This is a genomic window from Hymenobacter sp. APR13 (genome assembly GCF_000737515.1).
Taxonomy (GTDB): domain Bacteria; phylum Bacteroidota; class Bacteroidia; order Cytophagales; family Hymenobacteraceae; genus Hymenobacter.
In genome coordinates, this window is the sequence record NZ_CP006587.1 from 4032563 (window position 1) to 4046318 (window position 13756).

Sequence of the window (13756 nt, forward strand, 5' to 3'; positions counted from 1 at the left end):
CCTCGCCGCCCGGCTTGCCCGGATTTTGCCGACCTTCCGGCCATGAATTTCCTGGCTCACCTGCTGCTCTCCGGCTCGCTCGCCACCACCCCCGACTACGAGGACATTGTTGTAGGCAACTTCGCGGCTGAAGCCGTGCGGGGCCGCGCCGGCCTGCTGGCCTACCCGCCCGCCGTGCAGCGCGGCATCCGCCTGCACCGCTTCATCGACTCGTTTACCGACCAGCACCCCGTGGTGCGCCGCACCACTGCCCGCCTGCGCGCCGCCGGCCTGGGCAAGTGGGCCGGCGTGGTGTCCGACGTCGGCTTCGACCACCTGCTGGCCCGCGACTTCGCCCGGTATCACCCCGCCGAGCCGCTGTCGCAGTTTGCGCAGCGCCACTACCAGTTGCTGCATCAGCGTCGCCACGAGCTGCCCGAGCGGCTGCAGGAAATGCTGCACTACATGCGTCAGCACGACTGGCTGACCGGCTACGCCCACCCCGAAGGCCTGCACCGCGCCCTGCTGGGCCTGAGCCGCCGCGTGCCCGCCGCCGAAGTGCTGGCCACCGGAGCCGCCGCGTTTCTGGCGGCGCTGCCGACGTATGAGGCCGATTTTCAGGAGTTCTGGCCGGAACTGCGGGCGGGGGTGGAGGTAGAAATACTCCTTTAGTAGTAAATAATATTGGTGTTGAGTCCCCAGTGTTTGTCTTTTTCCCTCAATAGTTCTTCAAGAATAGAATCTTTATCCAGTGCAGACTCAGATACGCTTCCGGTCCAGAAATCTGTAATTCTATTCTCGTTAGTCTCAAATAATAACACCCGCTGAGAGCGGCCAATGCCGCCCAGGTTATACATTAACACAACAGTTTGGGCACCCACACCCAGGTAGAGTAACTGTCGGCTCGGTAGTTCCTCCAAAATGACATCAGTGGCATTATAGCGCTGACCATAATCGGCCATAGCAAATGGCTCACTGCTGAGACTGTCGTTTTGATGCAGAAAGGCAGAAATAACGGGCGGAATAGCACTGGCTTTTTTGTGTTCAGTAAGGCTGTCTTGCTGCACCTTGGTGATAAGAGCCACTAAATTCTGGTTGGCCAGAATAGCCGCTGTATCGGGCGTGTATATCGGATACTTTTTGGGTGCTTGTGAGCTGGGCGTAACCGGATGAAGAACTGATACAGGCTGTTTGTTGCCTTCCTGGCAACCCACTAGCAGCAGGCCGGTAAATAGCAAAAAGTGCTTCATGGCCCAGGTAGCCGGACGGGAGAATAGCGCAGAAAGGGACATATGCAGCAGGACGATGATTCGGGCAAAGAACAAGGGAATATTCAGGAAAATACCGGGTAGTTGAAATTTGATTTGTCCGCTGCCTTTCGTCGGTTTGTATTGCAGAAGCGTGGGTTTGTGTAGCTCCGGCGGGCTGGCGGGGGAAGACCTTTGTGCTGTTCAATCATTCTTCTGATTCACTGCACAATGAGCAACCTCAAACGAGTACCCCTGGGCAGCCAGGGTCTGGAAGTATCGGTAGAAGGCCTGGGCTGCATGGGCATGACCAGCGGCGTGGGCGGCATGAGCGTGTACGGCGAGGCCGACGAGCAGGAAAGCCTGGCCACCCTGCACCGCGCCCTGGAGCTGGGCGTAAACCTGCTGGATACGGCCGACCTCTACGGCCCGCTCCTGAACGAGCAGCTGATAGGCCGCGCCATTGCCGGCCGCCGCCCCGACGTTATTCTGGCCACCAAATTCGGCTTCGAAGTAGACGACAGCGGCACCTTCACCGGCCAGCTCAACGGCCACCCCGCCTACGCCCGCAAGTGCCTGGAACGCTCCCTGCGCAACCTTGGCACCGACTACGTGGACCTCTACTACCTGCACCGCCAGGACCCGCAGGTGCCCATCGAGGACAGCATCGGGGAGATGAGCCGCCTTGTGGAGGAAGGCAAGGTGCGCTACCTGGGCGTGTCGGAAACGCCGGCCGCGGTGCTGCGCCGGGCCCACGCCGTGCACCCCATCACGGCTCTGCAAACCGAATACTCGCTGTTTGATAGGGGCGTGGAGGAAACCGGCGCCTTACAGACGGCGCGGGAGCTGGGCATCGGGTTTGTGGCCTACTCGCCGCTGGGCCGGGGCTTTCTCTCGGGCGACATCAAGAGCCCCGACGATTTCGAGGCCAACGACTCGCGCCGGATTTTCCCGCGCTTCCAGGGCGAGAACTTCTACAAGAATCTGGAGCTGGTGCAGAAGCTCGAAACCCTGGCCGCGGCCAAAGGCGTAACCTCGACGCAACTGGCACTGGCCTGGGTGCTGGCTCAGGGCGTGGTGGCCATTCCGGGCACCAAGCGGCGCAAGTACCTGGAGCAGAATGTAGCCGCCGCCTACCTCACCCTCAGCCCCCAGGAGCTGGCCGAGCTGGAAGCCATCATGCCAGTCGGCGGCGCAGTAGGTGCAGCATATCCGGCTGGTTTCTAGGGCCTGAATGGCTGTAGAGGCGCGTATTCGCGTCTCGTCGTTGCTGACGTTGAAGCAGTTTGTAGAAGTCGGCTGAAGTGTAAAAGAACGTCATGCTGAGCTTGCCGAAGCATCTCGCGCGCTGATGTTGTAGGAGTAATCCGGCGTCAGCACGCGAGATGCTTCGGCAAGCTCAGCATGACGTTCTGGTTATCGTAGCGTTTTCAGCCGCCGGACCGGACCGGTACCACGCCGGCCGGCTTATCTTGTGCTTTCCTTGTTCTTGTGTTATGAAACCAGCCACCCCACCATTCCGCCTGCTTGCCTCGGTGAGCGACTTTGCCCGGCATTTCGGGTTTCCGCCGCCGGTGCATCCGCTGCTGTCGGTGGTGGATCTGGCCCAACACCGCAACCCGCCCGTCACGGGGCCGGCTTTGCGGCAGCTCTACATCATTGCCCTTAAAAAAGGGCTGAAAGGCCGCCTGCAATACGGGCACCACGCGTACGATTTCAGCGAGGGCGTGCTGGCTTTCTACGCCCCCGGCCAGGTGTGTGCCAGCGACCCGTCGGTGGATGTGTCGGAGCTGGAGGGCTGGCTGCTGGTGTTTCACCCCGATCTGCTGCTCAAGCACCCGTTGGGCCGCAAAATCCTCAGCTACGGCTTTTTCTCCTACCAGGTAAACGAGGCCCTGCACCTCTCGGCCCGTGAGGAACAGCTGCTGGAAGGGTTGGTGCACACCATCCGCACGGAGCACGAGCAGCCCATTGACACCTTCAGCCAAGATGTGCTGGTGGCCCAGCTGGATGTGCTGCTGAGCTACGCCAACCGCTTCTACCACCGGCAGTTCCTCACCCGCCGCACCGCCGGCCCCGACCTGCTTTCCCGCTTCGAGGAGCTGCTGCACCAATACTTTGCCGAGGAAGCCGGCCGCCCCCTGCCCACCGTGCAGCACTTCGCCGACGCCCTGCACGTGTCGCCGGCCTACCTCAGCGACCTGCTGCGCACCCTCACCGGCCAGAGCACCCAGCAGCACATTCACCAGGCCCTCATCGAGCGGGCCAAGCAGCTGCTGCTCAGTACGTCGCTGTCGGTAAACGAAACGGCCTACCAGCTGGGCTTCGAGTATCCGCAGTATTTCACCCGTCTGTTCAAAAGCAAAACCGGCTTCACACCCGCCGCCTTCCGCCTGTCGGTGCAGTAGGGCAGTAGCGCGAACTTTGCAGTTCGCCCCCCCGCGCCGTTCGGACGATTTCGTTTCAGCGAAGCAGTAGCGCGAACTCTGTAGTTCGTGCCTTCGCGCCGTTAGCACTGTTAGAACGGCGCGGGGACGCGAACTACAAAGTTCGCGCTACTGCGCCGCTAACGGCTCCCCTTTTCACTTCCTTTCCTATGCAACTGACTGATTTTCGCACCCTGGGCCGCTCCGGGCTAGTGGTGAGCCCGCTGGCGTTGGGCACCATGACGTTCGGCACCCCGCGCTGGGGTTCTTCGGATGAAGAATCGGCCGCCATTTTTTGGTGCTACGTGGAAGCCGGCGGTAATTTCATCGACACGGCCAACGTGTACGCCCAGGGTCGTAGCGAGGAACTGGTGGGCCGCTACGTGGCCGAGGGCCAGCTCCGCGACCAGCTGGTGCTGGCTACCAAATCGGGGTTCCATAGCGGGCAGCCGGGCAACCCGCACGGCGGCGGCAACGGCCGCAAGAGCATTCACCAGGCCCTGGAAGCCTCCCTGCGCCGCCTCCAAACCGACTACGTGGACCTGTACTGGCTGCACGTCTGGGACATGGTGACGCCCGTGGAGGAGGTGCTCCAGACCCTCGGCGACCTGGTGCGGGCGGGCAAAATCCGCTACTTCGCCTTCTCCGATATTCCTGCTTGGTACGCCACCAAAGCCGCCACGCTGGCCGCCGCCCACGGCATTCCGGGCCCCATTGCCCTGCAACTGGAATACTCGCTGGTGGAGCGCAGCATCGAGCACGAGTACGTGCCCGCCGCCCGCGAGTGTGGGCTGGGCATCACACCCTGGAGCCCGCTGGCGGCCGGGTTTCTGGCCGGCAAGTACCAGCGCCCCAGCGGTCCGGACACCAAAGCCCGCGGCGAAGGCCGCCTCGCCGGCCCCAATCCGTTTCAGGACAGCAAGTTCACCGAGCGTAACTGGCAGATTCTGGCGGGGCTGCAGACCGTAGCCGCCGAGCTGGACCGGCCCCGGCCCAGGTGGCGCTGGCCTGGGCCCTGGCGCAGCCCGGCATCACCTCGCTTATCCTCGGGGCCAGCCAGCTCGCCCAGCTCCGCACCAATCTCGCCGCCCTCGATCTGTACCTGACGCCGGCGCACCTGCAGCAGCTGCACGAAGCCAGCGCCCCGGCCCCGGCCTTTCCCTACGCCATCTTCACGCCCGCAGTCAACAAAGGCGTTTTCGGCGGCGCATCCGTGCAGGGCTGGCAGTGAGGCGGTTTTCTGGGTGACATTGAGCGTCATGTAGAGGCGTAGCCGAAGCATCTCGCGTGCTGACGGTGGAACGATGTAGAGACGCAATATTTTGCGTCTCGTCGTTGAACGGCTGGTATTGCGCAGATCAAACAACATCAGCAACGACGAGACGCAAAATATTGCGTCTCTACATCGTTCTGATAAAACAAGAAGAGCGACCCTTATGAGTCGCTCTTCTTGTTTTTCAGAATGCCAAAAACCTAGTGCTGGTGGCCGCCTTCGCCGTGCACGTGGCCGTGGTCCATTTCTTCCTGGGTGGCGTCGCGCACCTCGGCTACTTTGCCGTCGAAGTGCATCACCATGCCGGCCAGGGGGTGGTTGAAGTCCATTTTCACGGCCGAGTCGCCAATTTCCACCACTTTGCCCTGCATGTGGTGGCCCTGGTTGTCGGCCATGGGCAGGAAGTTGCCGACCTGCAGCATCTCCTCGTCAATCTGGCCGTCGATTTCGAACACGTTTTTTGGGATTTCGACTACGGCCTGCTGGTCGTACTCGCCGTAGGCCTGCTCGGGGGTGAGCGAGAAGGTGAACGAGTCGCCGGACTGCTTGCCGCTGAGCTGACGCTCGAATTCCTCGGGCAGGCCGCTCTGGCCGAACAGGAACACCATCGGCGCATCTTCCTCGGCCGATTCTACGAGGACTTTCTCTTGGTTTTCGTCGGTTACGCTCAGGTCGTAGGTGATGGTAACGACTTTGTTTTCGCTGATTTGAGCCATATGCGGGGTGGGCGCGGGCGCGCCGGGGCATGGGGGTGAGGAATGGGTTTGAGGGGGCTAGTTACGGAATTAGCCCGGATTTGTCGAACCGATAACCATCAACGCCGGCCTGCGGGGGCAGTTTCCGGGGTGCAATATTTCGGCATTCCCGGCGGCGCGGGCGGCGGGGCCGTATAGCCAGGCGGCCGGGCTTTCGCCCGGCCACTCTTCCCCAACAGTACCGGATATCTACCTTTCTCATGGCTAAGAACCCGCCTAAGTTTAAAACGCCCAATTCTCCCCAGCCCGCCGACCTCAGCGGCGGTGATAAAATCACCACCTCGTCGGGCCGCCCCGTCGATGATATTCAGAACTCCATCACGGCCGGTCCGCGCGGACCGGTGCTGCAGGAAGACTACGTGGCCTTCGAGCGTCTGGCCCACTTCAACCGGGAGCGAATTCCCGAGCGGGTGGTGCACGCCAAGGGCGTGGGTGCGCAGGGCACGTTCACCGTCACCCACGACATCACGCAGTACACCCGCGCCAAGCTGTTCAGCCAGGTAGGCAACCAGTGCGACATCCTGTCGCGCTTCAGCACGGTGGCTGGCGAGCGAGGCTCGGCCGATTCGGCACGCGACCCGCGCGGCTTTTCGCTCAAGTTCTACACCGAAGGCGGCAACTGGGACATGGTAGGCAACAACACGCCCGTGTTCTTTGTGAAGGACGGCCAGAAGTTCCCCGACTTCATCCACTCCCAGAAGCGCGACCCATATACCAACCTGCGTAGCAAAACGGTGATGTGGGACTTCTGGAGCCTGCTGCCCGAAAGCCTGCACCAGGTGCTCATTCTGATGAGCGACCGTGGCACGCCCTACGGCATCCGCCACATGCACGGCTACGGCTCGCACACGTTCTCGATGATCAACAAGGACAACGTGCGCACCTGGGTGAAATTCCACTTCCTCACCCAGCAGGGCATCAAAAACTTCACCGATGCCGAAGCCAACGAAATGGCCGGACTCGACCCCGATTTCAGCCAGCACGACCTCGTGGACGCCATTGCGCGCAAGGACTTCCCGAAGTGGAAGCTCTTCATCCAGACTATGCCCGAGGACCAGGCCGCGACCTACAAGTGGAACTCGTTCGATGTGACCAAGGTGTGGCCACACGCCGATTTCCCGCTGCAGGAAGTGGGCGTATTGGAGTTGAACCGGATTCCGGAAAACTACCACGCCTTCGTGGAGCAGGCCTCGTACTCGCCTTCGAACGTGGTGGACGGCATCGGCTTCTCGCCCGATAAGATGCTGCAGACCCGCCTGCTGGCCTACCCCGATGCACACCGCTACCGCGTGGGCGTCAACTACGACCAGCTGCCGGCCAACCGCAACCCCTTCGCCACCAGCCACTACCAGCGCGACGGCCATATGGCCTTCGGCAACAACGGCGGCCCCGGCGTGAACTACTACCCCAACTCCTTCGGCGGCCCCACCGAGGACAAGAGCGTGAGCGAGTACGCCTACCCGATTGAGGCGACCCGCGCCGCCCGCTTCGACCGCAACGCCCCCGGCGATGACGACCACTACACCCAGCCCGGCGACCTGTTCCGCCTGATGACGGAAAAGGCCCAGGACGATACCATCAAGAACATCGTGGGCCACATGGACGGCATCGAAGGCCCCAAGCGCGACGAAATCATCAAGCGCCAACTGGGCCACTGGTACAAGGTGGACGAGAAGCTGGGCAACGGCATTGCCGCCGGCCTGAACGTGCAGCTGCCTGAGTACCCGCTCAATGGCCAGCTCAAGGCCCTGCGCGCCAAATACGCCCCCGCCTCCGCCCTAGATAAAACGCCCCACGGCGCGGCGTAGCGGGCCTCACCCCCTAGCCCCCTCTCCAAAAGAGAGGGGGAACTAGTGTCTAACCTTCTAGAAGTGAAAAAGGGCCATTCAGCTTGCTGAATGGCCCTTTTTGCGTTTGTGCTACGGCTAAAATCTAACACTAATTCCCCCTCTCTTTTGGAGAGGGGGCTAGGGGGTGAGGTTCTACTGCATCTCCCAGGCCGTCCGATACGCCCCGATGCTTTCCACGTAATCAAGGAAGGCCTTGTAGAAGGGGTGCGCGCCCAGGGTGCTGGAGTCGCCCACGAGCAGGAGCTTGCGGCGGGCCCGGGTCATGCCCACGTTCATGCGGCGGATGTCGCTCAGAAAGCCGATTTCGCCCTGGGGGTTCGAGCGGGTGAGACTGATGGCGATGATGTCGCGCTCCTGGCCCTGGAACGAGTCCACGGTGCCTACGCTCAGCATGCGGTGCTCCATGAGGCCCACCAGCTCGTCGTTTTCCTCGATGGCGTCCTTGAGGTAGTTGATCTGGGCGCGGTAAGGCGCAATCACGCCGATGGTGAGCAGGTCGGCTTCGTGGTCGGCCTGGTCGTAGGGCTCCAGCAGCTGCGCGAGGCGCTTGAGCAGCAGGTCGGCTTCCTCGGGGTTGGCCGTGGAGCGGCTTTCCTCGATGGTGATTTCCTGGAAGCCAAAGCCGGCCGTATCAAGAAACTCCACCGCCAGGTCGGGGGCGAAGCGCAGGTCGTAGTCGGGCAAATCGGCGTGGGCCACGGTGGGGGCGGCCACCAGCTTGCCGTCGTAGAACTGCTGGGAGCTGAACTCCATGATCTGCTCGTGCATGCGGTACTGCACCTGCAGCATGCGGGCCGTGTCGGGCTGGCGGCGGATGCACTTCTCGAACAGGGTTTCGCGCAGGCCGTCGCGGGCCGCCTTTTCGCTTTTCACGGTGGGCGGCAGCTGCTGATGGTCGCCGGCCAGCACCACGCGGTTGGCCTTGGTAATCGGAATCCAGCAGCCCGGCTCCAGGGCCTGGGCGGCCTCGTCGATGAACACGGTTTCGTAGGTGAGGTGGCGGATGGCGCGGTTGCCGGCCCCTACCAGCGTGCAGGTAATCACCTGCACCTGCTCCAGCAGATCCTCCGTGATGTAGCGCTCCAGCTGGTCCGACTCCTGCAGCAGCTCGTGGGCCTGCTGCTTGAGCAACCGGCGCTGCTCGCGTTCCTCCCAGCCAAAGTGCTTCTTGAACTTGCCGGCCTGCTCCCGGTACTGCTCGGCCGTCTGGCGCAGGCTGCGCAGCTCGGGGTAGCTCTTGTGCGCCATAATCTGGGCGTCCAGCGTGTGTTGCAGCAGCAGGTCAGACACGCGCGAAGGGTTGCCCATCCGGATGACGTTCACGCCGCGCTCGGCCAGTTTTTCCGTCAGCAAATCCACGGCCGTGTTGCTGGGGGCGCACACCAGCACCCGCCGCTCGCGCCGGATGGTTTCCAGGATGGCCTGCACCAGGGTGGTGGTTTTGCCGGTGCCGGGCGGGCCGTGGATGATGGCTACATCCTGGGCCGCCAGCACGTGGCGCACGGCCGACAGCTGGCTTTCGTTCAGGGGCGAGGGGTAGTAGAGCGTGGCTTCCGACTCCGGCTTGAAGCGGGCCGGTTTGGCGCCCAGCAGTACGTCGCGCAGCTCGGCCAGGCGCGAGTCGTAGGCGCCCATCACCTTGCCCAGGGCGTACTCCATCTCGCGGTAGCTCACCTCGTCGAAGGTCAGGTCCACGCCCAGCTTGCCCTCGTCCACCCAGTCGGGCAGGTCCTCCTTAGTGGTAGCGAGCAGGATTTTGTTGCGCTTGACGCTGGTCACCACGCCCGACAGCGTGGGCCGGTCGGAGCCCGAGCGGCCGGGGATGTTGCCGAACAAAGCCGCGTTTTTGCCCACCTGAAACAGGTGCAGCCCGCTGCCGCCCTGGCGCTCCAGCTCAATGACGAGCTTGCCACCGAAGCCGATGTCTTCCTTCGTGATTTTGACCGGGTACCAGGTGAGGCCCCGCTTCTGGCGCTCGGCAATGGTGGCCTGGGCGCTCTTAATTTTGAACTGTTCGAGGTCCTCCTGCTGCTCGAGCTTCATGAGGGCCTGCACCTTGCGCAGCTCCTTTTCGAGGGCGTAAGGTTCGGTATAGGTAGGTTGTTCAGCCAACAGCTTGGGTTCTATTGTAGGGTTGGTTTCTAACAACGAAACCGGGGAAAAGGTGGCCGAAGGTCGGGAGGATTTTGGGAATGGGCCGTTGGTCAGTCAGTGGTTGGCAACGTGGTTATATAGTGCATGTGTTCATCGTAGATGGTTACCTGTACTTTCGGATACATGATCAGGATGCCTGTGGCCCGACGCCGGGCTGCTTCCTCATCTTCAACTTCAAATTCGATATAAGGCTCCGCAGTTGTGCCGTTAGGATTCTGAAAGTAGGTCATGCAGTCCTGCATCAGCACAATACCGGTGGCCGCTTCGCAAATAAGCAGATAAAAGCGCCGCTTGGGTTGCTCATGCATCACACTGGCCGTCCTCATAGTGGTAGTATTCCTGGTTGGCCGATGTGAAGCGCTGGATAAAGCCCGTAGTGTACTGCTCCAGTTTGGTTGGCTGGAAAATACCTTCCTGTTGCGCCCAGTCATAGGCGCTGATTCCCAACGGATATTTAGTGAGGATGCCGCTCACCTGATACTGCTGGATAAACTCTTCAGCCTGTTTCCGGGAAGTGAATACGCCGCTAGTGAAACGGCTGCCGGCTCCGTGAAATACCCAAACCTCATTCATGTGGGAGAAGATGTAGTGTTAGTCAAAGGTAAATGGAACCCAAAGAAGCGGTAGAGATGCTTCGGCAAGCTCAGCATGATGTTCAAATATTCTCCTGTGCCGCCTTCGTAAACTGTTTCACTACCTCCGCCGCTTGCGGAAACTCCCGCAGCAGCGCGGCCCGCTCGGCCAGCTCAAAATCGGCGAAATCGAAGCCGGGGGCCACGGTGCAGCTCACCAGCGCGAAGCCGGGGCGGCGCTTTACCTGGGCCGCAAACCACACGCCCGCCGGAATAACGGCTTGAGGCAGCTCGCCGCTGGCGAAGTTGGGGCCGAGGATGAGGCGGGTAGGCTGGCCGGTCGTGAGCAGGATGATTTCCAGCGCCTGCCCCTGATGGAAAAACCACAGCTCATCGGACTTGATGCGGTGGAAATGGGACTTGTCCTCGTTTTCGAGCAGGTAGTAAATGGCCGTGCTCACGCTACGGGTGTGGCCCGCGGCGGTGGTCAGCGTGTCGGTGGCACGGTCAGGGCTTACGCATCAAATTTAGGGTGACATATTGAGGGCTGACCTTTGTCTTTTCAGACATTGTCAAGCTCTTCATGTTCAGCCAACTGCTTACTTCTTTTGCCACCCTTCCAGACCCGCGTTGCGCGGGCCGCACCCGACACCGATTGCGCGATATACTGGTCATCGCTATCTGTGCCGTGGTCGCCGGAGCCGAAACGTGGGTGGACATCGCCCACTACGGCCAGTTGAAGCAGACGTGGCTGGCTACGTTTCTGGAGTTGCCGAGCGGAATTCCTTCGCACGACACGTTTCGGCGCGTGTTCTCCCTGCTCGACCCGCAGCTGCTCGAACAGTGCTTTCGGCAGTGGATGGCCACCACCGCTCCACCCTTGCCCCGCGAGGTCGTGGCCATCGACGGGAAGACGGTACGCCGCTCCTTTGACCGGGGACGGGTCCAGGGCCCGCTGCACGTCGTCAGCGCGTTTGCCACCGCGCAAGGTCTGAGCCTGGGGCAAGTAGGCGTGCTAGGTAAAGGGCAGGAGTTAGCTGCTATACCAATGTTAATCAGTGGCCTGCAGCTTGCCAATACGATTGTTACGGTCGATGCGTTGGGTTGCCAGCGCGCCATTGCCCGGCAACTACTCGCTCAGCAGGCGGATTATATCTTTGCCCTGAAAGGCAACCAAGGACGCTATTACCGGGCCGTCAAAACCTATTGTCAGCGGAGTTGCGTCGAGCGTTGGGCAGAGTACCCCGCTGACTACGATGCCTTTGACCGCCGCCACGGCCGCTGGGTACGCCGCCGGGCCTGGGTGCTGCCGCTGGGCGAGGAATTGGCCGGATTGCGCACCTGGCCCGGCTTGCGGGCCATCATCGCGGTCGAAACTATTCGGCAGGTGCAGCACCAGCCAGGCACGCACGTCGAGTGGCGCTACTACCTAAGCAGTTGCCCCGATGCCCCCGCCGTGCTCATCCAAGCGATCCGCCGCCACTGGGCCATCGAAAACAGCCTGCATTGGGTGCTGGATGTCGTCTTCCGGGAGGATGAGGCCCGCAGTCGCGACCGGGTAGCGACCCGCAACTTTGCTGTTTTGCGCAAGCTGGCTTTTAACCTCTTGCAGCAGGGAAAACATCAGCCTGGGAGCCTGCGGGCCCGACGACGGAACGCGGGCTGGAACGATAACTACATGACTCAGCTCCTAACCCGCGCCCGCCAAAACGACTATGCGACTGCTCCTTAAATTTGATGCGTAAGCCCTGGTGGCACGGTAGGTTTCGCGGTAATAGCCGCCCTCGGGGTGGGGCAGTAGTTGCAGGTGCCGGATAATGTCGGGGGCCGTCATAGAGGCAGGAAAAGAATGGGGCTAAAAGTCGATAGAAACTCGTTGAACGTCATGCTGAGCTTGCCGAAGCATCTCTACCGCTTCGCCTGCACTCACACAACGAAGCGGTAGAGATGCTTCGGCAAGCTCAGCATGACGTTCAACGAGTTTAGCCTTCCTTGAACTCCCCGATGTGCCAGAGCACGCCAGCGGGGTCGTGCACGAAGCACTCCTTACCCCAAGCTTCTTCCCGGATGGGCAGCACCTTCACGCCGGCAAACTGCCCGGGCAGGTCCAGGGTCGTGAGCTGCTGCCAGTACTGCTCCACATCTTCGACCTCCAGAAACAGCATGGTGTTATCCACCCAGTCAGGTACATAAGCGTCCTGCAGGTAAAAGCTAACACCTCCCAGCGAAAACAGGGACATGGCCGGCGACAGAACGGTTTCGGTGAAGCCGAAGGTGCGGTAGAAGTGGCGCGAAACGTTGTACTCCTTGGCTCCGATGAAGGGCCGGAGGGAGCGGATGGAGGGAGTCGGCATTAGATGAGGCGGGCGTTGGATGATACTGTTCAGAAATACCAGGCAGGGAAAGATAGGGGGGCAGAGCGAAACAATTAGCCGGCGCCACGCGTGCTTTTGGCAGGTTCCTTCGTACTTGCCACTCTAGTCCAACACTTCCCTTTCCTATGCCCTACCAACCCAGCCCCGGCCGCTACGCCACTATGCCCTACCGCCGCTGCGGCCGCAGCGGCCTGAAACTGCCGGCCGTCTCGCTCGGCCTCTGGCACAACTTCGGCGACGTGGACGTGCTCCAGAACTTCCGCGCCATCCTGCACCGGGCCTTCGACTCGGGGGTCACGCATTTCGATCTGGCCAACAACTACGGCCCGCCGCCCGGCTCGGCCGAAACCAATTTTGGCCGCATTCTGAAAGAGGACTTCCGGGGCTACCGCGACGAACTGGTGATTTCCACCAAGGCTGGCTACCACATGTGGGAAGGGCCCTACGGCGAATGGGGCTCCCGCAAATACCTCATTTCCAGTCTCGACCAGAGCCTGCGCCGCATGAAGCTGGACTACGTGGACATCTTCTACTCGCACCGCCCAGACCCTGATACGCCCCTGGAAGAAACTATGGGTGCCCTCGACCACGTGGTGCGCCAGGGCAAAGCCTTGTACGTAGGCATCAGCAACTACGAGCCCCGGGAGGCCGCCGAGGCCATCCGCATCCTGCGCGAGCTGGGCACGCCCTGCCTGATTCACCAGCCCAAGTACTCGATGTTTGAGCGCGGTCCGGAAAACGGTCTGCTGGACCTGCTGGGGCAGGAAGGCGTAGGCTGCATTCCGTTCTCGCCGCTGGCCCAGGGCCTGCTCACCAACAAATACCTGCACGGCATCCCCGACGATTCGCGGGTGGCCAAAGGCGTGGGCTTCCTCACCGAAAACCAGCTGACCGAAGCCCGCCTTACGCAAATCCGCCAGCTAAACGACCTAGCCCAGGAGCGCGGCCAGAGTCTAGCCCAACTAGCCCTCAGCTGGATTCTGCGCGACGAGCGCATCACCTCAGTGCTCATCGGCGCCAGCAAGCCCGAGCAGCTCACCAACTCTTTGCGCTGCCTGGAAAACCTGCAGTTCAGCCCCGAGGAACTGGCCCGGATTGAGAAAGTGCTGAAGGCCTAAACCTGTC

Annotated in this window: 13 protein-coding genes and 2 pseudogenes; 7 read left to right on the top strand and 8 right to left on the bottom strand. The window is 61.5% G+C overall.

The window, feature by feature from the left end:
* Positions 1-42 precede the first annotated feature (42 nt).
* Positions 43-651, top strand: a complete 609-nt coding sequence (locus N008_RS16790; RefSeq protein WP_044017559.1) for an ACP phosphodiesterase — start codon at positions 43-45, stop codon at positions 649-651.
* Here the strand turns inward: N008_RS16790 and N008_RS16795 are convergent.
* Positions 648-1304, bottom strand: coding sequence for a hypothetical protein (locus N008_RS16795; RefSeq protein WP_044017560.1), 657 nt, complete (start codon positions 1302-1304; stop codon positions 648-650). The two genes, N008_RS16790 and N008_RS16795, sit on opposite strands and share 4 nt — an antisense overlap.
* Positions 1305-1457: 153 nt before the next feature.
* On the opposite strand from N008_RS16795, the gene N008_RS16800 reads away from it, so the two are divergent.
* The 3 genes and pseudogenes from N008_RS16800 to N008_RS16810 all read left to right on the top strand — a co-directional run bounded on the left by N008_RS16800 (position 1458) and on the right by N008_RS16810 (position 4883).
* Entirely contained in the window at positions 1458-2453 is a 996-nt protein-coding gene (locus N008_RS16800; protein WP_044017561.1) for an aldo/keto reductase, read from the top strand.
* Between the two features lie 269 nt (positions 2454-2722).
* Entirely contained in the window at positions 2723-3634 is a 912-nt protein-coding gene (locus N008_RS16805) for a helix-turn-helix domain-containing protein (RefSeq protein WP_044017562.1), read from the top strand.
* Between the two features lie 257 nt (positions 3635-3891).
* A pseudogene (locus N008_RS16810) lies at positions 3892-4883 on the top strand (aldo/keto reductase).
* Positions 4884-5125: 242 nt separating this feature from the next.
* Here N008_RS16810 and N008_RS16815 read toward each other — a convergent pair.
* On the bottom strand, positions 5126-5641 hold the full coding sequence (locus N008_RS16815) for a peptidylprolyl isomerase (RefSeq protein WP_044017563.1): 516 nt from the start codon (positions 5639-5641) through the stop codon (positions 5126-5128).
* 239 nt (positions 5642-5880) lie between these two features.
* Between N008_RS16815 and N008_RS16820 the strand changes: the two genes are divergently transcribed.
* On the top strand, positions 5881-7488 hold the full coding sequence (locus tag N008_RS16820; protein ID WP_081910851.1) for a catalase: 1608 nt from the start codon (positions 5881-5883) through the stop codon (positions 7486-7488).
* 174 nt (positions 7489-7662) lie between these two features.
* Here the strand turns inward: N008_RS16820 and N008_RS16825 are convergent, their stop codons facing one another.
* The 4 genes and pseudogenes from N008_RS16825 to N008_RS16840 form a co-directional block, all read right to left on the bottom strand.
* Positions 7663-9642 (bottom strand): AAA domain-containing protein, encoded by a 1980-nt coding sequence (locus N008_RS16825; protein ID WP_044019002.1) that lies wholly within the window; start codon positions 9640-9642, stop codon positions 7663-7665.
* 92 nt (positions 9643-9734) lie between these two features.
* A complete protein-coding gene (locus N008_RS16830) occupies positions 9735-10010 on the bottom strand; it encodes a hypothetical protein (RefSeq protein WP_156109366.1) in 276 nt (91 codons plus the stop codon).
* The gene (locus N008_RS16835) at positions 9985-10257 is read right to left on the bottom strand and encodes a hypothetical protein (RefSeq protein WP_044017565.1); all 273 of its coding nucleotides are present in this window, start codon (positions 10255-10257) and stop codon (positions 9985-9987) included. The genes N008_RS16830 and N008_RS16835 overlap by 26 nt, the downstream gene beginning before the upstream one ends.
* Before the next feature lie 82 nt (positions 10258-10339).
* Positions 10340-10750, bottom strand: a pseudogene (locus tag N008_RS16840) (cupin domain-containing protein); the annotation flags it as partial.
* 89 nt (positions 10751-10839) lie between these two features.
* Between N008_RS16840 and N008_RS16845 the strand changes: the two are divergent.
* Entirely contained in the window at positions 10840-11988 is a 1149-nt protein-coding gene (locus N008_RS16845; protein WP_044017566.1) for an ISAs1 family transposase, read from the top strand.
* On the opposite strand, the gene N008_RS24300 is transcribed toward N008_RS16845, so the two are convergent.
* Entirely contained in the window at positions 11947-12090 is a 144-nt protein-coding gene (locus tag N008_RS24300) for a cupin domain-containing protein (protein ID WP_156109367.1), read from the bottom strand. The genes N008_RS16845 and N008_RS24300 overlap by 42 nt on opposite strands.
* Before the next feature lie 148 nt (positions 12091-12238).
* Positions 12239-12610, bottom strand: a complete 372-nt coding sequence (locus N008_RS16850) for a glyoxalase (protein WP_044017567.1) — start codon at positions 12608-12610, stop codon at positions 12239-12241.
* A 146-nt stretch (positions 12611-12756) separates the two neighbouring features.
* Between N008_RS16850 and mgrA the strand changes: the two genes are divergently transcribed.
* The gene (gene mgrA / locus N008_RS16855) at positions 12757-13749 is read left to right on the top strand and encodes an L-glyceraldehyde 3-phosphate reductase (protein ID WP_044017568.1); all 993 of its coding nucleotides are present in this window, start codon (positions 12757-12759) and stop codon (positions 13747-13749) included.
* Positions 13750-13756: the final 7 nt, after the last annotated feature.